This is a genomic window from Youngimonas ophiurae (nom. illeg.) (genome assembly GCF_049803795.1).
Taxonomy (GTDB): Bacteria; Pseudomonadota; Alphaproteobacteria; order Rhodobacterales; family Rhodobacteraceae; genus Thalassobius.
The window spans coordinates 46,556-65,742 of the sequence record NZ_JBNAGJ010000002.1 but is presented as its reverse complement, the minus strand read 5'-3'; the positions used below and the strand labels follow the sequence as shown (position 1 = coordinate 65,742).

At 61.8% G+C, this 19,187-nt stretch carries 21 protein-coding genes; 6 read left to right on the top strand and 15 right to left on the bottom strand.

Annotated elements, in window-relative coordinates:
• Positions 1-149 precede the first annotated feature (149 nt).
• The 3 genes from ACP15O_RS04745 (at position 150) to ACP15O_RS04735 (ending at position 1,477) form a co-directional block, all read left to right on the top strand.
• A complete protein-coding gene (locus ACP15O_RS04745; RefSeq protein WP_425094894.1) occupies positions 150-314 on the top strand; it encodes a hypothetical protein in 165 nt (54 codons plus the stop codon).
• Positions 315-414: 100 nt separating this feature from the next.
• Complete coding sequence (locus ACP15O_RS04740; RefSeq protein ID WP_425094893.1) at positions 415-627, top strand: hypothetical protein; 213 nt, start codon at positions 415-417, stop codon at positions 625-627.
• 7 nt (positions 628-634) lie between these two features.
• Positions 635-1,477 (top strand): urea carboxylase-associated family protein, encoded by an 843-nt coding sequence (locus tag ACP15O_RS04735; RefSeq protein ID WP_425094892.1) that lies wholly within the window; start codon positions 635-637, stop codon positions 1,475-1,477.
• Here ACP15O_RS04735 and deoD read toward each other — a convergent pair.
• From deoD to ACP15O_RS04720, 3 genes are all read right to left on the bottom strand, one after another.
• The gene (deoD, locus tag ACP15O_RS04730; RefSeq protein ID WP_425094891.1) at positions 1,474-2,178 is read right to left on the bottom strand and encodes a purine-nucleoside phosphorylase; all 705 of its coding nucleotides are present in this window, start codon (positions 2,176-2,178) and stop codon (positions 1,474-1,476) included. The genes ACP15O_RS04735 and deoD overlap by 4 nt on opposite strands.
• Before the next feature lie 49 nt (positions 2,179-2,227).
• Positions 2,228-2,668 carry a GNAT family N-acetyltransferase gene (locus tag ACP15O_RS04725; RefSeq protein WP_425095473.1) on the bottom strand — a complete coding sequence of 147 codons (441 nt, stop codon included), beginning with the start codon at positions 2,666-2,668 and terminating at the stop codon, positions 2,228-2,230.
• An 89-nt stretch (positions 2,669-2,757) separates the two neighbouring features.
• Complete coding sequence (locus tag ACP15O_RS04720; protein ID WP_425094890.1) at positions 2,758-4,725, bottom strand: methylmalonyl-CoA mutase family protein; 1,968 nt, start codon at positions 4,723-4,725, stop codon at positions 2,758-2,760.
• A 577-nt stretch (positions 4,726-5,302) separates the two neighbouring features.
• On the opposite strand from ACP15O_RS04720, the gene ccrA reads away from it, so the two are divergent.
• The 3 genes from ccrA to ACP15O_RS04705 all read left to right on the top strand — a co-directional run bounded on the left by ccrA (position 5,303) and on the right by ACP15O_RS04705 (position 8,961).
• Positions 5,303-6,592 (top strand): crotonyl-CoA carboxylase/reductase, encoded by a 1,290-nt coding sequence (ccrA, locus tag ACP15O_RS04715; protein ID WP_425094889.1) that lies wholly within the window; start codon positions 5,303-5,305, stop codon positions 6,590-6,592.
• A gap of 120 nt (positions 6,593-6,712) precedes the next feature.
• Positions 6,713-8,245, top strand: a complete 1,533-nt coding sequence (locus ACP15O_RS04710) for an ATP-dependent DNA helicase (RefSeq protein WP_425094888.1) — start codon at positions 6,713-6,715, stop codon at positions 8,243-8,245.
• Positions 8,242-8,961: an SDR family oxidoreductase gene (locus ACP15O_RS04705; protein WP_425094887.1), complete on the top strand. Its 720-nt coding sequence runs from the start codon at positions 8,242-8,244 to the stop codon at positions 8,959-8,961. The genes ACP15O_RS04710 and ACP15O_RS04705 overlap by 4 nt, the downstream gene beginning before the upstream one ends.
• Here ACP15O_RS04705 and ACP15O_RS04700 read toward each other — a convergent pair.
• The 12 genes from ACP15O_RS04700 to ACP15O_RS04645 all read right to left on the bottom strand — a co-directional run bounded on the left by ACP15O_RS04700 (position 8,958) and on the right by ACP15O_RS04645 (position 19,036).
• Positions 8,958-9,719 (bottom strand): TIGR02186 family protein, encoded by a 762-nt coding sequence (locus tag ACP15O_RS04700; RefSeq protein ID WP_425094886.1) that lies wholly within the window; start codon positions 9,717-9,719, stop codon positions 8,958-8,960. The two genes, ACP15O_RS04705 and ACP15O_RS04700, sit on opposite strands and share 4 nt — an antisense overlap.
• The gene (locus ACP15O_RS04695) at positions 9,716-10,636 is read right to left on the bottom strand and encodes a sulfite exporter TauE/SafE family protein (RefSeq protein WP_425094885.1); all 921 of its coding nucleotides are present in this window, start codon (positions 10,634-10,636) and stop codon (positions 9,716-9,718) included. Before ACP15O_RS04695 ends, ACP15O_RS04700 begins: the two co-directional genes overlap by 4 nt.
• Before the next feature lie 80 nt (positions 10,637-10,716).
• Entirely contained in the window at positions 10,717-11,682 is a 966-nt protein-coding gene (locus ACP15O_RS04690) for an ABC transporter permease (protein WP_425094884.1), read from the bottom strand.
• Between the two features lie 4 nt (positions 11,683-11,686).
• Entirely contained in the window at positions 11,687-12,781 is a 1,095-nt protein-coding gene (locus ACP15O_RS04685; RefSeq protein WP_425094883.1) for an ABC transporter permease, read from the bottom strand.
• Positions 12,781-14,316: an ABC transporter ATP-binding protein gene (locus ACP15O_RS04680; RefSeq protein ID WP_425094882.1), complete on the bottom strand. Its 1,536-nt coding sequence runs from the start codon at positions 14,314-14,316 to the stop codon at positions 12,781-12,783. The genes ACP15O_RS04685 and ACP15O_RS04680 overlap by 1 nt, the downstream gene beginning before the upstream one ends.
• A gap of 75 nt (positions 14,317-14,391) precedes the next feature.
• Entirely contained in the window at positions 14,392-15,390 is a 999-nt protein-coding gene (locus ACP15O_RS04675) for a BMP family lipoprotein (protein WP_425094881.1), read from the bottom strand.
• Between the two features lie 154 nt (positions 15,391-15,544).
• Entirely contained in the window at positions 15,545-15,964 is a 420-nt protein-coding gene (locus tag ACP15O_RS04670) for a GNAT family N-acetyltransferase (RefSeq protein ID WP_425094880.1), read from the bottom strand.
• Complete coding sequence (gene tsaB / locus ACP15O_RS04665) at positions 15,954-16,532, bottom strand: tRNA (adenosine(37)-N6)-threonylcarbamoyltransferase complex dimerization subunit type 1 TsaB (RefSeq protein WP_425094879.1); 579 nt, start codon at positions 16,530-16,532, stop codon at positions 15,954-15,956. The genes ACP15O_RS04670 and tsaB overlap by 11 nt, the downstream gene beginning before the upstream one ends.
• On the bottom strand, positions 16,525-17,088 hold the full coding sequence (locus ACP15O_RS04660) for a NifU family protein (RefSeq protein ID WP_425094878.1): 564 nt from the start codon (positions 17,086-17,088) through the stop codon (positions 16,525-16,527). Before ACP15O_RS04660 ends, tsaB begins: the two co-directional genes overlap by 8 nt.
• 84 nt (positions 17,089-17,172) lie before the next feature.
• Positions 17,173-18,153, bottom strand: coding sequence for a hypothetical protein (locus tag ACP15O_RS04655; protein ID WP_425094877.1), 981 nt, complete (start codon positions 18,151-18,153; stop codon positions 17,173-17,175).
• A 44-nt stretch (positions 18,154-18,197) separates the two neighbouring features.
• Positions 18,198-18,653 (bottom strand): universal stress protein, encoded by a 456-nt coding sequence (locus ACP15O_RS04650; protein ID WP_425094876.1) that lies wholly within the window; start codon positions 18,651-18,653, stop codon positions 18,198-18,200.
• Positions 18,654-18,724: 71 nt separating this feature from the next.
• Entirely contained in the window at positions 18,725-19,036 is a 312-nt protein-coding gene (locus ACP15O_RS04645; protein ID WP_425094875.1) for a hypothetical protein, read from the bottom strand.
• Between the last annotated feature and the right edge of the window lie 151 nt (positions 19,037-19,187).

Here is a 19,187-nt window from a genome sequence, read left to right as displayed (position 1 = left end):
CTCGCCTGTGGCGGGCCCTTTTTGCTGTTTACGTTGCGAAAACCTGCAAATGCTGCATAGCAGCATTTCTGCATTGGGGGATGTCAGCGCCGAAATTTTGCATAGATTGACGAGCACGGGAGGACGTTACACAGCTGAAAGGCACTCTGATGTCCCAGAACCAAACCGCATCCGCTCAGGCCGGACAAATCGCATCCGCTCAGGCCGCATTGGACGCCCTGAATCAGGCTTATGCCTATTATACCCCCGCCCCCTATGTCGCCGCTCAGAAATCCGAGCCGGTCGAGTATTACGAATACGCCGCCGCGGCCTGATCTCGCGCTGGCCGGTGTAGAATAGCCGCTCTTGGGGCGGCTTTTCTTTTGCGCAGGGCGGCCATTTGACAAGCCTGCGCATTCTCATCACAACTTGCACATGCCGTTTCTGCTGGGCCTGATTATCGTCTTTATTCTGGTGATGGTGTTTTCCAACCGGGCCACCCGGCATTGCCGATGGCGGGCCAACCGGCGCGCGGATCAGCCGGGGCAGGCTGCTTATACCTGTGTCACCTGCGGCGCCCACGCTTTTACCGCCGATGGGCATCCGCCGCGTCAATGCCACGCGGAGACGCCTCCGCCATCGCTCTGAGGTTTTTATGACGACGCCCCCTGATGCTGCCGCCCGCCGGGCCGTGCCCCCGGTTATCTGCTACCCGAACGAGACCCTGCCCAAGCCGCCGCTGGATCTGTACCGCGCGGCGCGGGCCGGGGCGCAGAAAGTGGACGAAGTGATCGCGCCCCCGCGTGATGCAGCCCATTTCCGTGTTCCGGCGGGGCATTTTTTCCGGATTTCCAGCATCGAAGGCCCGCAGGTGGGCGATCTGAACCTATGGAATGCCGATGACCTGTCCGAGCGTTTCTACTCAGGCAAAAGCCGCGCGCTGCATGGCACGCATCTGACCACGGGGATGCGGATGTGGTCCAGCTTTCCCAGCTTGCGCCCGATGGCAACGATCACCGAGGACACGCTGGGCTGGTACGGGATCGACGCATTCGGAGGCTCGGTCCATGATGTGATCGGGACGCGCTGCGATCCGTACACGCATAATCTGCTGGCGGGGGGGCAGTATCACCATTGCTGCCATTCGAATTTGACGCGCGCCTTGGCCGATGCCACGGGGATGACGCTGGCACAGGCCGAGCCCCATGTGCATGATGTGCTGAACGTGTTCATGTGCACGGGTTTCACCCGCGACAGCGGCCAGTATTTCATGAAAGCCAGCCCCGTACGCCCCGGTGATTATCTGGAATTCTTCTCTGAAATCAATCTTCTGGGGGCTTTGTCGGCCTGTCCGGGGGGGGATTGCGCGTCCCAGCACAGCTCGGATCTTGCCGCCTGCCATCCGCTGCTGATCGAGGTGTTCGCCCCCGCAGAGGGGGCTCTGGACGGCTGGCAAAGCCCCCCGCCCAATGGCTATGACCGTCGGCACGGGGGCTAGGCGAAGGCGGCCTCCAGCGCGATTTCCACCATATCGCCGAACGAGCTTTCGCGGTCCTCGCTGGGCAGGGCCGCGCCCGTCAGCAGATGATCCGAGACCGTCAGAACAGCCAGCGCCCGCACCCCGTAGCGGGCAGCCAGATTGTACAGTTCGGCAGCTTCCATTTCGACGCCCAGAATGCCGTGGCGCGTCATCTGTTCGTTCAGATCGGGGCGTTCGTCATAGAACACGTCCGCCGAATAGATCCCGCCCACATGTGTCGGCGTGCCCTTCGCAGCCGCCGCATCCGCCGCGGCGCGCAACAGGCCGTAATCGGCACAGGGGGCAAAATTCAGCTCTTTGAAGATCCCGATGGACGGGGTTGAGACCGACGAGGCCGTCATCGCCAGGATCACATCGCGCAGGTCCACCGATTTCTGCATTCCGCCGCACGAACCGATACGGATCAGCGTCTTGGCACCATAATCGCGGATCAGCTCGTTCGCGTAGATCGACAGGGACGGCATCCCCATTCCGGATCCGTGGATGGTAACCCTGTTGCCGCGCCAGGTGCCGGTGTATCCCAGCATCCCCCTGACTTCATTGACTAATTTTGGATCGTCCAGAAAGGTCATCGCCGCCCATTTCGCACGATACGGATCGCCCGGCAGCAAGACGGTTTCGGCAATTTCTCTGGGGGTGGCACCAATGTGAATCGTCATTTCAGGGACTTTCTTAACCGTTCTTCAATCACGCAGGGCGTAGCCTGCATCAACGCTGATATTTGATGAAAGGGGTGACATGGGCAATGCGATCATACAGCTGGCGCGCAGTTGTGTTGAATTCCTGGGTCATCCAGTACACGGATGGTGTGCCGTTTTTATCCGCAAAATCATAGACTTCCTGGATCAGAGCGCGCCCAATCCCCTGGCCTCGTACGTCTGGATCGGCATAAAGATCCTGCAAGTACACCACGTCTTCAATCCGCCAGTTATGGCGATGAAGAATGTAATGTACCAGGCCCACGGCCCGCCCATCCAAAATAGCCAGAAAAGCCCCCTGATTGGGGTGCTCTGCTGAGATTTGACGCGCGAAGGTGGCCTCGTACACGTCTTCGCTGACCGAGCTTTCGTAGAATTCCAGATACGCAGTCCACAGGCGGCGCCATTCGGCACGGTCAGAGGCTTGTAAAGGGCGAATTCCAAGGGCCATGTCATCAATCCTGTGTTGTTGCGTGCAGAATGCAAAACCGCCCAAGGCATGGCAACCTCGGGCGGCATTGAAACAGGATAATTTCGGGATTACTCGGCGGCAGCTTTCTGTGGGTCCACCAAGGTCACAATGTCCATCATGATCGTGTTCAGCTCGAAATCCTTGGGGGTATAGACCTTTGCCACCCCCATGCCCAGCAGGCGCTGCGCATCATCGTCGGGGATAATGCCGCCCACAATCACGGGGATGTGGCCCAGCCCGGCCTCGCGCATTTGCACCATCATGTCTTCGACCAGCGGGATGTGGCTGCCGGAAAGAATCGACAAGCCGACGACATGCGCGTCCTGTTCGCGGGCGGTTTTCACCAACTCCTCGGGGGTCAGGCGGATACCGTCATAGGTGATGTCCATACCGCAATCGCGGGCGCGGAAGGCGATCTGCTCGGCCCCGTTCGAGTGCCCGTCCAGACCCGGTTTGCCCACCAGGAACTTCATGCGGCGGCCCAGACGATCGGAAACCGCGTCAACGGCGTTGCGGATGTCATCCAGCCCTTCGGTCTTGTTGGACACGGATTTCGACACGCCGGTCGGGCCGCGATATTCCCCGTGGACAACGCGCATCTGTGCGGCCCATTCGCCCGTGGTGACCCCCGCCTTGGCGCAGGCGATCGAGGCAGGCATGACATTCTCACCGTTTTTCGAGGCTTCGCGCAGCGCAGCCAGCGCGGTGTCCACGGCGGCCTGATCCCGGCCCGCGCGCCATTCGTTCAGACGGTCAATCTGCTCGGCCTCGACCGCGGGATCGACGACCATGATGCCACCGTCCCCAGCGGTCAGCGGCGATGCCTCGGCTTCGGTCCATTTGTTGACGCCAACGACGATGGTCTCGTTCTTTTCGATGCGGTTCAGACGATCGGCGTTCGATTCCACCAGGCGCGATTTCATATATTCGATCGAGGCAACAGCGCCGCCCATCGAATCCAGATTGGCCAGTTCGTGACGCGCGCCTTCCTTCAGCGCCTCGACCTTGCGGTCCACGGCGGGGTTGCCGTCGAACAGGTCTTCGTATTCCAGCAGGTCGGTTTCATAGGCCATGATCTGCTGCATCCGCAGCGACCACTGCTGATCCCACGGGCGCGGCAGGCCCAGGGCCTCGTTCCAGGCGGGCAGCTGCACGGCGCGGGCACGGGCTTTTTTCGACAGGGTCACGGCCAGCATTTCAATCAAAATCCGGTAGACGTTGTTTTCCGGCTGCTGCTCGGTCAGACCCAGCGAGTTCACCTGCACGCCGTAACGGAACCGGCGATATTTGGGGTTTTCCACACCATAACGCGTCTCAAGGATTTCGTCCCACAGATCCACGAAGGCGCGCATTTTGCACATCTCGGTGACAAAGCGGATGCCCGCGTTCACAAAGAAGGAAATCCGGCCGCACAGGGCGGGGAAGTCCTCGGCCGGAACGCGCGGTTTCAGAGCGTCCAGAACAGCGATGCCGGTGGCCAGGGCGAAGGCCAGTTCCTGCTCGGGCGTCGCGCCGGCCTCTTGCAGGTGATAGGAACACACGTTCATCGGGTTCCATTTGGGCACGTTTTCGTAGCAATACTCGGCCACGTCCGCGATCATCTTCAACGAGGGTTTGGGCGGGCAGATATAGGTGCCGCGCGACAGGTATTCCTTGATCAGGTCGTTCTGCACGGTGCCTTGCAGTTTGGAAACGTCGGCGCCCTGTTCCTCGGCCACGGCGATGTACAGCGACAGCAGCCAGGGCGCGGTCGCGTTGATCGTCATCGAGGTGTTCATCTGCTCCAGCGGGATCTGATCGAACAGCGCGCGCATGTCGCCCAGGTGGCAGACGGGCACGCCCACTTTGCCGACCTCGCCGCGGGCCAGGACGTGATCGCTGTCATAGCCGGTTTGCGTGGGCAGATCGAAGGCGACGGACAGGCCGGTCTGCCCCTTGGACAGGTTGGTCCGGTACAGCGCGTTCGAGGCTTTGGCAGTCGAATGGCCCGCATAGGTGCGGAACAGCCAGGGGCGGTCTTTCTGGATCTCGGTCATGGCGGCCTCGTGAATCAGGTTTGGCAATAATCTTGCGTTCGCGTGTTGATACTTGGAATTTTATGCCCCTGTCAATTCGCCGCGTTGCGGCATTTTCAGACTGTGACACTGACGATTTCCGTAAGCGCGAAACAGAGGCAGGATGCCCGCCTGAATATCGCTGTGGAAATGCCTCTTTGGTCGTTGCTGTTGCTTGGGCGCAGGGCCGGCCGAAGATGACCGCGAAACGACTCATCCCAGAGCCCGAGGGGACGCTGCTTTCTCTGGCGGGTCAGATTCGGGGCTATACATTAGAAGTAGGTTTGCATGTTTTGCGTCTGCGCGGACTGATGCAGGAAGAACACGGTCAGAGACGCGCACCCCCCGGCCCAGAGACGCTGCTGGCCTTTTATGCTGCTTCTATCAAACATCTTTTTCGCACTTGCAGCAAGAATCCCCTGGTTCATTCTGCGGTTGCGAGGTCATAAAATTACAAAAAGCTCCTAATTGAGATTGCATTGTTGCGCAGCCACATTTATCTCAACTTCATGACGTCGCGATTCTGCATTGCGGCAAGAGACGCTAGATGGAGGCTCAGATGGCTCTGGACACCGAAACGGGCATTGCACCCTATGACGCGCCCGAAAAAGACCTGTATGAAATCGGCGAAATGCCGCCCCTGGGGTATGTCCCCAAAAAGATGTACGCGTGGGCAATCCGCCGCGAACGTCACGGCGACCCGGACACCTCGTTCCAGACAGAGGTCGTAGACACCTGGCAGATCGACAGCCACGAAGTGCTGGTTCTGGTGATGGCCGCAGGCGTGAACTACAACGGCGTCTGGGCGGGCAAAGGCGTGCCGATTTCGCCCTTCGATGTGCACGGACAGGATTATCACATTGCGGGTTCGGATGCCTCGGGCATCGTCTGGGCCGTTGGGGATAAGGTCAAGAACTGGAAAGTGGGCGACGAAGTCGTGATCCACTGTAACCAGGACGACGGCGACGACGAAGAATGTAACGGTGGCGATCCGATGTTCAGCCCCACCCAGCGGATCTGGGGCTACGAGACCGGCGACGGTTCGTTCGCTCAGTTCACCCGCGTGCAGGCGCAGCAGCTGATGCCGCGTCCCAAGCACCTGACCTGGGAAGAGGCCGCCTGCTACACGCTGACCCTGGCCACCGCTTACCGGATGCTGTTCGGCCACCACCCGCACGAGCTGAAGCCGGGCCAGAACGTCCTGGTCTGGGGCGCGTCGGGCGGTCTGGGCTCTTATGCGATCCAACTGGCGAACACCGCCGGTGCCAACGCGATCGGCGTGATCTCGGACGAGAGCAAGCGCCAGTTCGTGCTGGATCAGGGTGCCAAGGGCGTCATCAACCGTAAGGACTTTGACTGCTGGGGCCAGCTGCCCACGGTGAACAGCCCCGAATATAACGCGTGGCTGAAAGAGGCCCGCAAATTCGGCAAGGCCATCTGGGACATCACCGGCAAAGGTGTGAACGTCGACATGGTGTTCGAACACCCCGGCGAGGCCACCTTCCCCGTGTCCACCCTGATCGTGAAAAAGGGCGGTATCGTGGTGATCTGTGCCGGTACCTCGGGCTTCAACACCACCTTTGACGTGCGCTACATGTGGATGCATCAGAAGCGTCTGCAAGGCTCGCACTTTGCGAACCTGAAGCAGGCTGCCTCGGCCAACCGTCTGATGATCGAGCGCCGTCTGGATCCGTGCATGTCCGAAGTGTTCACCTGGGATGAAATCCCCGCCGCGCACATGAAGATGATGCGGAACGAGCACAAGCCGGGCAACATGGCCGTGCTGGTTCAGGCGCCGAAAACCGGCCTGCGCACCGTCGAGGACGTGCTGGAAGCCGGCAAAGCCTAAGCGCTGCCGCCGGATTGAAATGACGAAACCGCCGGGGCCAGCCCTGGCGGTTTTCTTTTGTGGGGCAGGGCGAAATTTGGGTGCTGGCCCCCAGACGGGATGGGCTGTAGGGTCGCGCGCATGACTGTGCCCGCGTTGACATTCTCCGAAGATCAGGCCGAAGCCTACGATATGATTTCCGAGGCCCTGAAGGGCTTTGGCGTGGATCTGGACCAGGGGCTGCTGACCCCTCCGGCCGAGGGTAAAACCCGCGTCATGGCCGTGCTGGGCAAGGCCGGGTCGGGCAAGACCTTGCTGCTGTCCGAGCTGACCAAAGCACTGGAAAACGCGGGCGTGGATATTGTCTCGGGCGATTACGAAGGCAAACGCCGCAAAGAGCGGCGGACCCTGGCGATTCTGGCCCCCACGAACAAGGCCGCCAGCGTGTTGCGCAATCGCGGTGTGCCAGCCACGACGATTCACCGGATTCTCTATACCCCGGTCTACGATCCCGAATACGAAAAGATCGCCGAATGGCTGGCCGGCAATGAAGAACGCCCCGAGATCGAGGGCCTGACAGACGAGGCGCTGGACCGCGCCTTTGCCTTCTATCAGCAGAACAAATCCATCCCCGGCGCGCTGGCCGCCGCTGGCCTGCGGGGCAGTGATTTCATCACCGGATGGAAGCGGCGCGATGATCCGCTGGATATTGGATTCATTGACGAAGCCTCGATGCTGGATGAGCGTCAATTCGATGATCTAAAAGAGATTTTTCCCAGTCTGACCCTGTTCGGAGACCCCGCGCAGCTGGCCCCTGTGGGCCAATCGGGGCAGATGGTGTTTGACACGATGCCCGCGGTGGCCAAGCTGGAATTGCACCGGGTGCACCGTCAGGATGCGGACAATCCGATCCTGGATCTGGCCCATGCGCTGGCCGACCCGGCCCTGGGATTCGAAGAATTCGAACGCATGATCGAGGACGTCGCCCGCCGTGACGAACGGGTCGTCTGGGCGCAGCGGGTCGAGGTGGATTTGATGGCGCGCAGCCCTGTTCTGGTCTGGCGTAACGCCACGCGGATACGGCTGATCAACGCCTTCCGCTCGGTCTACGGCGCGCCCGAGGATGCGCTGCTGGAGGGCGAGCCTCTGATCTGCGACGGGATCGAACTGCCCCTGAAACACCGCAAAAAACGCGTGGACCTAGAGGCGCGGGGCCTGATCAAGGGCGCACAGGTCGTGTATCTGGGGCCGGGGCGCAAGCCGGGGTTTTCCCGAATGCACGTGATGGGCGCCGAGGATCCGCAGGTGAATGTTGCCTCGATCATCAAAATCGAAAAACCTGACGAGGAAGAGCCCTTTATCCCCTTTGCCGCCCGCATGGGCGCCGCGTTTTTGCATGGGGCGGCCGTCACCATCCACAAGGCGCAGGGCAGCCAATGGGAAAACGTACAGGTCTTTGCGCCCGATCTGTATGCCGCCGCCCGGATGGGCCGCAGCGAGGCCGGACAGCCCTTGTGGAAACGCCTGGCCTATGTTGCGATCACGCGCGCTGAAAAGCGGCTGTTCTGGGTGGTGCGTAACCGGCTGTCGAAACCGGCGGGGCCGCTTTCGGTAGAGGATCTGCGCGCCGCGCCCGTCGCTCCGCTGACCCTGCAATCGGAGGAGCCCCAGTGAAATCCATCATCATCACCGGCGCCAGCGCCGGGATTGGCGCGGCCTGTGCCCGCAGGTTCCTGAACGAAGGCTGGCGCGTGGGGCTGCTGGCCCGCCGCGCCGAGGCGTTGGAAACCGTGGCCCAGGGGCACCCGAATGCGGTTATCCTGCCCTGCGATGTGACGGATCCGGCGCAGGTGGAGGCAGGGTTTGACCGTTTCATGGATCAGGCCGGGCGGCTGGATGTGCTGTTTAACAACGCCGGCATGTTCGGCCGCGCCGTGCCGATTGACCAGCTTTCGGTTCAGGAATGGCGGCAGGTGCGCGAGGTCAATCTGGACGGGATGTTCCTGTGCGCGCGCGCGGCGTTCGGACGGATGCGGCGGCAGGTGCCGATGGGCGGGCGGATTATCAACAATGGCTCGATCAGCGCGCACAGCCCGCGCGAAGGATCGGTCACCTACACCACAACGAAACACGCCATCACCGGGCTGACCAAAACGCTCAGCCTGGATGGGCGGGCCTTTGATATTGCGTGCGGCCAGATCGACATCGGCAACGCCCGCACCGATCTGCTGGAGGGTATCATCGCGCAAAACCCGGACAATCCTCCGCCCTCGATGGATGTGGGGGATGTGGCCGCGGCGGTGGTGCAGATGGCCAATCTAGGCCCCGAGGCAAACGTGCAGTTCATGACCCTGATGGCGACGAAAATGCCTTATATCGGGCGGGGTTAACTCAGGCGGATAAGCCTGAAAATCGCCGAGGCCAGCCAGCCGGCAAACACCGCCAGCGCCAGTGACAGCAGCCCATATAGGGCGGCCTGTTCCTGGGCCAGATTGAACAGGAACCGCTCCAGCCCCACTTTGCGCACGTCGATTTCCGTCTCGAAACTGGAAACGACCTGGCCTTTGCGGGTCAGGTAGATACGGGTGCGATAGGCGCCCTCGGTCAGGTTCGAGGGCAGGGCAATCGAGGTGCGAAACAGCGTCTGCTGGTCAATCGTCACCGCGCCTTCCTGCATCTGATAGACGCCCTCAGCCCGCCGAATTCGCAGCAGGGCCTCGGTGAAGTCATGGGCGTTTTCCTTCATCCCCGGCGTGATGACAGCGCGAATGTGCCGTTCAAGCGAAACCCCGTAGCGCAGGTCTTCGAACGGGTGCAGCACCTGCTCAAAGGGGCGCGTGGTGGCGACGGCATAAAACGAGGGCGCCGAGGCAATCTGCACCGAGGCCGCATTCACCCAGATCCCGAATTTGCGATCCTTGCGGCGCAGCGTGGCCGGACCGGAGGGCCCGGCGATGGCGATGATCACGTCCAGGGGCGCGTCCGGGATGGGGGTCTCGCGTTTGACCGCGCCGAACACCAGAATTTCCGAACCGTCGAACCGCGCGGTGATCGCCACCTTATCCTGGCTGAGGCCCAGAACGACCTCTTCGGCTGCTGTGGCGGCAAGGGGAAGAAGCAGGAAAAGCGCGGCCAGAACCCGGATCATGCGCCCGCCCTCGACGCGATCGAGAACAGCTCGGACGGTTCGATCAGCAGCTCCAGTGCGATCTTGGCACAGACCGCGATGACCAGCAGGGCCAGTAGCACGCGCAGTTGCTCGGCCTTGAGCTTCACGCCGATCCGCGTGCCGATCTGCGCGCCGATGACGCCGCCGACCAGCAGGAACAACGCCAGCGGCAGATCCACCGTATGGTTCGTGATCGCGTGCAGCATGGTGGTAAAGGCGGCAACGAAAATGATCTGAAACAGCGATGTCCCAACCACAACCTTTGTCGGCATTCCCAGAATATAGATCATCGCGGGCACCATGATAAAACCTCCGCCCACGCCCATCACGGCGGCCAGCATCCCCACGCAGAATCCCACCAGAACCGGCGGGATCGCCGAAATATACAGCCCCGAAGTTCGAAACCGCATTTTCAGCGGCGCGGTATGCACCCAATTGCGATTGCGCCGCTTGATCACCGGCCCCCCCGCCATCCGCGCCCGGCGCATTGCGCGCAGGCTTTCGATCAGCATCAGGCTGCCGATGACGCCCAGGAACAGAACATAACAGAGCCGCACCAGAAGATCGACTTGCCCCAATGATTTCAAATAGTTAAAGAGCATGACGCCAAAGGCCGAGCCGACAAGCCCCCCGCCCAGCAGCACCCATCCCATTTTCAGATCGACATTTTTACGTTTCAGATGCGCCAACAGCCCAGAGAAGGACGAAGCCACAATCTGATTGGCCGAGGTCGCCACGGCCACGGCGGGGGGGATGCCGACGAAAAACAGCAGGGGGGTGATCAGAAACCCGCCTCCGACGCCGAAAATGCCGGATAGAACCCCGACAATCCCCCCCAGTCCCAACAACAGGAAGGCATTTACCGAGATTTCTGCAATGGGCAGGTAGATTTGCATGAACTTACCTAGCGCGGCGGATTGACGCTTGGCAAGCGGCGGGGCTTGTGAAGAGAGGTCTTTTTCCGGTTTGGCTGAGGTTAACGCTCTTTCACATAGGGTTCGCCGCCCGCGCGCGGGGGAATGGCCTTGCCGACAAAGCCTGCCAGAATCACAACGGTCAGGATATAGGGCAGCGCGTCCATCGCCTGCACCGGAATGGTAAAGGCCCCCAGGTCGATATTCTGATAGCGCAGCGCCACCGCTTGCAGCAGCCCAAACAGCAAGGTCGCGGACAGCGCGTACCAGGGGCGCCACTTGGCAAAGATCAGGGCAGCCAGGGCGATATAGCCCCGCCCGGCGGTCATGTCCTTCACGAAACCCGCCTGCAAGGCCGTCGCCAGATAGGCCCCGGCAATCCCGCACAGCAGCCCGCAGATCGCCACCGCCGCATAGCGCAGCCCAACCACCGAAACGCCCGCCGTATCCACGGCTGCGGGGTTTTCCCCCACCGCCCGCAGCCGCAGGCCGAAACGCGTCCGATACAGAATCCACCAGGTCAGCGGCACGCAGGCAAAGGCCAGGTACACCAGAAACGAATGCCCCGAGATCAGCTCGGCATAAAGCGGGCCGATCAGCGGAACATCGGCCAGAGCCTGAGCACCGGGCAGGGGGATCGGCTCGAATCGGGCCTCATTGGGCAAGGACGGCGTGCGCCCGCCCTTGGCAAACCACGCCTGCGCCACCACAACGGTCATCCCCGCCGCCAGAAAGTTGATCGCCACGCCGGAAATCAGCTGATTGCCCCGGAACGTGATCGAGGCCAGCCCGTGCAGTGCCGACAGCAGCAAAGAGCCTGCGATCGCGGCCAGAAGGCCCAGCCAGACATTGCCGGTTTCATAGGCGACGGCGCCGGACAGGAAGGCCGCGACCAGCATTTTGCCCTCTAGCCCGATGTCGAAAATGCCGGCGCGTTCGGAATAAAGCCCGGCCAGACAGGCCAGCAAAAGCGGCGTCGCCAACCGGACGGTAGAGTCCAGAATTTGCAAAAGGGTCAAATAATCCATGATCTTAGCCCTCTCGTTTGCGCAAGGTTAGGAACAGACGTTCCAGCGGCATCCGCACCATATTGTCCAGTGCGCCGGTGAACAGGATCACCAGCGCCTGGATCACCACGATCATCTCGCGCGGGATACTGGTCCAGAGCGCCAGCTCGGCACCGCCCTGATAAAGAAACCCGAAAAGAATTGCCGCCAGCAGCACGCCTACCGGATGCGAGCGCCCCATCAGCGCCACCGCGATCCCGATGAACCCCGCGCCCTCGGTGGCGTTCATGACCAGGCGCTCGGCCTCGCCCATGGTGGTGTTGACCGACATCAGCCCGGCCAGCGCGCCGGAAATCAGCATGGCCACGATGGTGATTTTCACCGGGCTGATCCCGGCATATTTCGCCGCCGATTCCGAATGGCCGAAGGCGCGGAGTTCATAGCCCAGCCGTGTCCGCCAGATCAGCAGCCAGACAAAGACACAGGCCGCCAGCGCAATCAGCAGGCTGACATTCGCCGGTGCGGCCTTGGAGAAATTGATCCCGATGGGGGCCAGCAATTCATGCAGGGTGGGCAGGTGCGTGGGCTCGGGGAATTTGGCCGAGGCCGGATCCATCGCGCGCGGCGGACGCATCACGTTGACCAGCATATAGTTTAGCACGGCGGCGGCGATGAAATTGAACATGATCGTGGTGATCACGATATGGCTGCCGCGTTTGGCCTGTAAATAGGCCGGGATCGCGGCCCAGGCCGCGCCAAATACCGCCCCGCTGACCGAGGCAGCGATCACCGCCACCGTCCAATGCGGCCAGGGCATATAGAGGCACACAATCGCCACCCCCAGCCCGCCCAGCATGGCCTGGCCCTCGCCTCCGATATTGAACATCCGCGCGTGGAACGCCACGGCCACCGCCAGCCCGGTAAAGATGAAATTCGTGGCGTAATACAGCGTGTAGCCCCAGCCATAGGTGGATCCCAACGCGCCCTGAACCATCAGTTTCACCGCCGCCCAGGGGTCTTCTCCGATGGCGAGGATCACCAGCGCAGACAGCACCGCCGCGATCAGCAGGCTGATCAGCGGAATCAGGATCACATCGGCCCATTTTGGCATCTTCTCCATTATGCGGCCCTTCCGTTCATGCCCGCCATCAAGAGGCCCAGCTCGCCCGCGTCGGTTTGATCGGGCAGGCGTTCGCCCATGATTTGGCCGTCAAACATCACCGCGATCCGATCTGAGAGGCTGAGGATCTCCTCCAGCTCGACCGAGACCAACAGGATCGCGGCCCCCTGATCGCGCAGCGCGACGATCTGGTTGTGAATGAATTCAATCGCGCCGATGTCCACGCCGCGCGTGGGCTGCCCGACCAGCAACAATCCGGGGTTTTGTTCGATCTCGCGCGCGACGACGATTTTTTGCTGATTGCCCCCGCTGAAGTTTTTCGCGGCCAGCCAGGGATCGGGCGGGCGGACGTCGAATTTCTGCATTTTGGCGACGGTATCGTCCCGCAGGGCGGCGTTATTCATCAGCAGCCCCTGCTGATAAGCCGGATCGCGGTGATAGCCAAAAGCGACGTTTTCCCAGGCGAAGAAGTCCATGATCAGGCCTTCGCGCTGGCGGTCTTCGGGAACATGAGCGATGCCGCGTGCGCGGCGCGATTGCCCGTCGGAATACCGCCCGGTCAGGTCAATCTCGTCCCCGTTCAGCGTGATTTTGCCGGTGGCGGGCATCATGCCGCCCAGCACGGCCAGCAGCTCGGACTGGCCGTTGCCAGCCACCCCGGCGATGCCCAGGATCTCGCCCGCGCGGATGTTCAGGGACACGTTTTTCAGGCGCTGCACGCCCGCCTCATCCGTGACATTCAGGTTTTGCACCTCCAGCACGGTGCCCCCCGGTTGCGCAGGCGCCTTATCGACCCGCAACAAGACCTTGCGGCCCACCATCAGCTCGGCCAGCTCTTCGGGGTTCGTCTCCGAAGTCTTGACCGTGGCGGTCATTTCCCCGCGCCGCATGACACTGACGGTGTCGGTGATTTCCATGATCTCACGCAGTTTATGCGTGATCAGGATGATGGTTTTGCCTTCGGCGCGCAGCCTGTCCAGAATGCGGAACAGCTGGTCGGCCTCGGCCGGGGTCAGAACGCCTGTGGGCTCGTCCAGGATCAGGATGTCCGCCTGCCGGTAGAGCGCTTTCAAAATCTCCACCCGCTGCTGCATCCCGACGCCGATGTCCTCAATGATGGCGTCGGGGTTCACCTCTAGCCCGTATTCCTTTTCCAGATTTTTCAGGCTTTTACGGGCCTTGGAAAGCGAGGGGCGCAGCAGCCCGCCATCTTCGGCCCCCAGGATCACGTTTTCCAGAACCGAGAAGTTCTCGACCAGTTTGAAATGCTGGAACACCATGCCGATGCCCGCCGCAATCGCGGCCTGGCTATCGGGGATCGTGGTTTTTTGGCCGTGGATGAACACCTCGCCCTTATCGGCCTTGTAGAAACCATAGAGGATCGACATCAGCGTGGATTTGCCCGCGCCATTTTCACCGATGATGCCGTGAATCGTGCCCGGCATCACCCGGATCGAGATGTCCTTGTTGGCCTGAACCGGCCCGAATGCCTTCGAGATGCCCTTCAGCTCGATCGCTGGTGCTGCGTCTGTCATGTGCCCCCCGTTTTCGGCAAAAAGGCCGTGCCGATTTCCCAGCACGGCCCGTTTTCATAGCCAGTTGGCCGGCGATCAGAACTTGAGCACCGGGCAGCTGTCGTTTTCGTAATAGCTGACGACGTTCAGGCTGCCGTCGATGATCTGTTGCCGCGCGGTGTCAACGGCGGCCTTCATTTCGTCGGTGATCAGCGCGGCGTTGTTTTCGTCCAGCGCATAGCCCACGCCATCTTCGGCCAGGCCCATGTTGAAGACGCCGGTCTCAACCGCTTCGCCCGCTTTCATTGCCTCATAGACGGCGACATCCACGCGTTTCAGCATCGAGGTCAGAACCTTGCCGGGGTGCAGGTGGTTCTGGTTGCTGTCCACGCCGATGGACAGGATGCCCTCGTCCGCGGCGGTTTGCAGAACGCCCACGCCGGTGCCGCCAGCCGCGGCATAGACAACATCCGCCCCCTGGCTGATCTGCGCCTTGGTCAGCTCGGAGCCTTTCACCGGGTCATTCCAGGCGGCAGGGGTGGTGCCGGTCATATTGGCAACGATTTTGACGTCCGGGTTCACGGCCATCGCGCCCTGCGCATAGCCGCAGCCAAAGTGGCGGATCAGCGGCACGTCCATCCCGCCGACAAAGCCCACGGTGCCCGATTTCGAGGCCATCGCGGCCAGCATCCCCACCAGATACGAGCCCTCATGTTCGGCAAACCCGATCTGGCGGATGTTATCGCCCGCGATCCAGGTCACATCCACCACGACGAACTTGGTGTCCGGATAATCCGGGGCAACATTGCTGAGCGGATCGGCCATGCCGAACCCCATGGTGATGATCGGATTCGCGCCGGCCTCGGCAAAGCGGCGCAGGGCCTGTTCGCGCTGCGCTTCGGATTGCATTTCGATCTCGCGGAAGGTGCCTCCGGTTTCCTCGGCCCAGCGGGTTGCGCCATTAAAGGCGGCTTCGTTGAACGATTTGTCGAATTTGCCACCCAGGTCAAAAACCAGTGCAGGTTCGGCCATTGCGGCCCCCGCGCTTAGCGCCACGGCAGCAGCGGCACCCAGAAATTTGGTCATCAGGGTCATCAATACTCTCCCACAGTGTTGGCGGGGACGGTGCGCCCGTCCTTTCCGCATCTTGAGCAGATCATGTCTGGTCCTGAGGAATTTAGGCCGCAGCAGCGCTACAGCGTCAACAGGAAACTGAGCCCGATCAGGGTGCTTGGGCGGTGCAGGGCTCTTAACCTTGGGTCAATGCGCGGGACATCAGCACGGCGTCCACGGATCGCCCATCGCGGGTCTGATAATAGCCGGGGCGCAGGCCATCCCGTTGGTAATGCGCCGACGTGTACAGGCCAATTGCAGGGGTATTATCTGCCGCGACCTCCAGAAAGGCGCGGGTGGCACCGCGCGCCTGTGCGCCCGTTTCAAAGGCCGCCAGCATCTTGCGGCCCAGCCCCTGCCGTTGATGCGTGGGGGCGGTGGCCAGGGTCAGCAGCTCGGCCTCGTCCACGATCACACGGCCCAGGGCAAACCCGTTTTCGGTGGCAATCAGAAACACATGGGGCGAGTCCAAAAGTGCGGCGAATTCCTGCGCGGACCAGGGGCGCTGCGCTGTAAAGGCGTGCCGGTGAAGGGTGGCCAGCGCGTCAGGTGTCATCCAGAATCACCGGCGGCGCATCCTTGGACGGGGCCGCATCAGCAGGTTTCACATAGAGCGGCGCAGGCGCTGGAACCTGTGTTCCCAAGGCCAGTCGAGCGGCCGCACAGCGGGCAATCGCGACGGCCAGATCCGCCGGCGCAGGGGGCAGAGCAACGGCTGCGGTCAGGGCCTCAGGGGGCAGCAGCTGGGGGGCGCCGCGCAGCACATACATCTGCCCGCGCGGGCCGGGAACCGCAGGCAGATCTGACGACGACAGGGCGATCGCTTCGAAACTGGACACGCCGATGGCGGGCACATCCAGCCCCAGGGCCAGCCCGCGCGCGGCAGATACGCTGATCCGGATACCGGTGAAATTGCCGGGGCCTACGCCGACGCCAATGGCGCTTAGATCGGTCCAGCGGTGGCCGGCCTGTGTCAGTGTCTCTTGAAGCAGGGGCATCAGGCGCTCGGCCTGCCCGCGCTTCATTTCCTCGGCGCAGGCAGTCACAACGCGGTCACCGCACAGCAAAGCGGCCGCGCAATGCGCGGCCGATGTGTCGAATGCCAAAATCAGCGGGTCAGACATTGACCGGGCGAACCTCGGTCACTTCGGGAATGTAGTGGCGCAGCAGGTTCTCGATCCCCATTTTCAGGGTCAGTGTGGAGGACGGGCAGCCCGCGCAAGCGCCCTGCATATGCAGATACACGACGCCGCGTTCAAACCCGTGAAAGGTGATGTCGCCCCCATCCTGCGCGACGGCCGGACGCACGCGGGTGTCCAGCAGCTCTTTGATCTGACCGACGATTTCACCGTCTTCGCCCGTGTGTTCGGCATGGCCGCCCGCTGCCGCGCTATCGCCAGCCATCACCGGCTGACCGGATTGGAAATGCTCCATGATGGCGCCCAGAATGGCGGGTTTGATGTGATCCCATTCCACGGTTTCGGATTTGGTGACGGTCACGAAATCTGTGCCGAAAAACACGCCCGAGACCCCTTCGACCGCGAAAACACGCTGCGCCAGGGGCGATTTTTCCGCCGCTTCAGCCGAGGGAAAATCTGCGGTGCCGGCCTCAAGCACGGCCTGACCGGGCAGGAATTTCAGCGTTGCGGGATTCGGAGTGGATTCGGTTTGGATGAACATCGGGAATTACCTTGTATGGCTTGCCTTGGATATGCGCCCAAGGGGCGGTGAAGTCAAGGTTTGGAATCGTTCTAAATTTGAGCTCTAGTCTGCGGGGGGCAGGTCCGGCAGGACGAAACTGTTCGCGGCAACAGGCACCGAGGGGCGCGAGATGCCGCCCGAGCCGCCAGATTGCGGGGGCTGCGATCCGGTGCCGGGGGCCGGACGGGCGATGCCGCCCGCGCTGCCATTTCCGGGCTGGGTGCCCGTGCCCGGCGCGGGCCGCGAAATCCCGCCGGTGACCGGCTGCGCAGGCCTGGCCGGGCGCGATTCCTGTTGCAGCAAAGCGCCCAGCGGGCTGTGGCGATCCAGCGACAGGCTGGTGGGGCCATCATAGGAAATCGAGGCCGAGATCAGCGCGCCGCGCGCCTTCTGCCAGGGCTCGTATTGGACCAGCACGGTGATGATCGCCCCGACCCGCGCATATTGCGAGCGCAGATAAACGGTTTTCCCGCTTTTCAGCCGCCCCGAGGTGATCAGGTGCTTCTCGGTGTAGCTTTGATACAGCTCTTGTTTGGTGCCTTTGTGATTGTCCAGCAGCCATTCGTGCATTTCGATCGTTTTGTCTTTGTCATTCTCGATCATGCGGATTTTCAGGCTGCCATCGGCGGTTTGCAGGGTGAACAGATCAGAGTCGCGATCCTGCTCCATGATCGCCATGGGCGCCAGAAAGGTGGCCTTGTTGGGGAAGTCATTCACGCCTTGCCAGAAATCCACCTGAATGGCCTTCATCGTCCGCTGTACCAGGGGTTTCAGGTCTTGGTATTTCAGTTGCCCGCCCGCGTAGCGCCCCGCCATGAACCGATCCAGCGCCCGCAGGCTGCCGGTGCCGAAATCGCCGTCGATCAGCCCCACATACAGCCCCTCAAGCGCCAGCCCGGTCTGAAGAAACCGCGCGTCGCTGGGGGACAGCCAGTCAGGTTTGAACACATCGTTGCTGTTCTGCGCTTTGGCGTTGGACCAGCCCAGCATCAAGACCGTGACCGCCAGAAAAGGCAGAAGGAACAGGCGCAGCGGTGTAAGCATATGGGGTCTCCCTTCGGGCTGTCCGGCGCAGAGCCGGTCTGAGGTCAGGTGATGGCCTCCAGGCGTTCCTTGGACAGATCGCCCGGAACGATGGTGATTGGAATAGGCAGAGTGCCAGCGCTGCGGGTCATCTGTGTGACCAGCGGGCCAGGCCCCTTGCGGTCCATTCCGGCGCCCAGAACCAGCACGCCGATTTCGGGGTCGGCTTTGATCTGCGCCAGGATTTCCGTCACGGCCTCGCCTTCGCGGATCACCAGTTCGGGATCCACATTCTGGCGGTCGCGCATCCATTTGGCGAAGACTTCGTAATGCACGGTGATCCGTTCGCGGGCTTCTTCGCGCATGATGTCCGAAACGCCGATCCAGTGGTTAAATTCTTCGGGCGGAACGATCGACAGAATCTGCACCCCGCCCCCGGTATGGGCCGCGCGCATTGCAGCGAACCGCATCGCGTTCAGGCATTCGCGGCTGTCGTCCAAGATCACCAGAAATTTGCGCATGGCGTCACTCCTCGTTCCGGATCATGGCCTAAGCCCGCCGCCGAGGCAACATCGTCTGAGATTCCAGAGGATCAGTTACAGGAGGCCGCAGCGTTCGCGCCGAAGTCTTTGTAGCGCAGCCAGAAGGCCTCGTGCCGGGAATTGTCCGACTGGCGGATTTCCTGCGCGTGATGCGGATCCGAGAAGAATTTGGCCGCCATCCGCTGATCCGAGCGGGTCAGGGTCTGGTCCGCTACTCGCTGAATGCACCCGCACAGCTGCCACCCGGCGGCCTTGCGCGGCGAGGACATGCACGCCCGTTCAATCGGCCCGGCCAGTGCCACCTGCGCGCCCATGGGGGCCATGAATGCCACAAGAATCGCGGCGGTCATCATACGTTTCATGTCTTGCCTCTTGCTCCGATGCGCCGGGGGTTTGCCCCTCTGTCGCGGCCGGTTTGTCTGCTCTGGTATGAAATATGCCTCAGCCCGCGCGGTTTTTCAATCGGCGAGCGCAGCAGTTATTGTACGAATCCGGTCGGATATGACGGGGCAT

Coding starts and splice junctions, on each gene's coding strand:
- ACP15O_RS04700 (WP_425094886.1), bottom strand. CDS start 9,719: ATGATCCGGGTTCTGGCCGCGCTTTTCCTGCTTCTTCCCCTTGCCGCC.
- ACP15O_RS04720 (WP_425094890.1), bottom strand. CDS start 4,725: ATGACCGAGATCCAGAAAGACCGCCCCTGGCTGTTCCGCACCTATGCG.
- ACP15O_RS04745 (WP_425094894.1), top strand. CDS start 150: ATGTCCCAGAACCAAACCGCATCCGCTCAGGCCGGACAAATCGCATCC.
- ACP15O_RS04655 (WP_425094877.1), bottom strand. CDS start 18,153: ATGCTTACACCGCTGCGCCTGTTCCTTCTGCCTTTTCTGGCGGTCACG.
- ACP15O_RS04660 (WP_425094878.1), bottom strand. CDS start 17,088: ATGTTCATCCAAACCGAATCCACTCCGAATCCCGCAACGCTGAAATTC.
- ACP15O_RS04740 (WP_425094893.1), top strand. CDS start 415: ATGCCGTTTCTGCTGGGCCTGATTATCGTCTTTATTCTGGTGATGGTG.
- ACP15O_RS04645 (WP_425094875.1), bottom strand. CDS start 19,036: ATGAAACGTATGATGACCGCCGCGATTCTTGTGGCATTCATGGCCCCC.
- ACP15O_RS04710 (WP_425094888.1), top strand. CDS start 6,713: ATGACTGTGCCCGCGTTGACATTCTCCGAAGATCAGGCCGAAGCCTAC.
- ACP15O_RS04735 (WP_425094892.1), top strand. CDS start 635: ATGACGACGCCCCCTGATGCTGCCGCCCGCCGGGCCGTGCCCCCGGTT.
- ACP15O_RS04695 (WP_425094885.1), bottom strand. CDS start 10,636: ATGCAAATCTACCTGCCCATTGCAGAAATCTCGGTAAATGCCTTCCTG.
- tsaB (WP_425094879.1), bottom strand. CDS start 16,532: ATGTCTGACCCGCTGATTTTGGCATTCGACACATCGGCCGCGCATTGC.
- ACP15O_RS04650 (WP_425094876.1), bottom strand. CDS start 18,653: ATGCGCAAATTTCTGGTGATCTTGGACGACAGCCGCGAATGCCTGAAC.
- ACP15O_RS04680 (WP_425094882.1), bottom strand. CDS start 14,316: ATGACAGACGCAGCACCAGCGATCGAGCTGAAGGGCATCTCGAAGGCA.
- ccrA (WP_425094889.1), top strand. CDS start 5,303: ATGGCTCTGGACACCGAAACGGGCATTGCACCCTATGACGCGCCCGAA.
- ACP15O_RS04690 (WP_425094884.1), bottom strand. CDS start 11,682: ATGGATTATTTGACCCTTTTGCAAATTCTGGACTCTACCGTCCGGTTG.
- ACP15O_RS04685 (WP_425094883.1), bottom strand. CDS start 12,781: ATGGAGAAGATGCCAAAATGGGCCGATGTGATCCTGATTCCGCTGATC.
- deoD (WP_425094891.1), bottom strand. CDS start 2,178: ATGACGATTCACATTGGTGCCACCCCCAGAGAAATTGCCGAAACCGTC.
- ACP15O_RS04725 (WP_425095473.1), bottom strand. CDS start 2,668: ATGGCCCTTGGAATTCGCCCTTTACAAGCCTCTGACCGTGCCGAATGG.
- ACP15O_RS04675 (WP_425094881.1), bottom strand. CDS start 15,390: ATGACCCTGATGACCAAATTTCTGGGTGCCGCTGCTGCCGTGGCGCTA.
- ACP15O_RS04670 (WP_425094880.1), bottom strand. CDS start 15,964: ATGACACCTGACGCGCTGGCCACCCTTCACCGGCACGCCTTTACAGCG.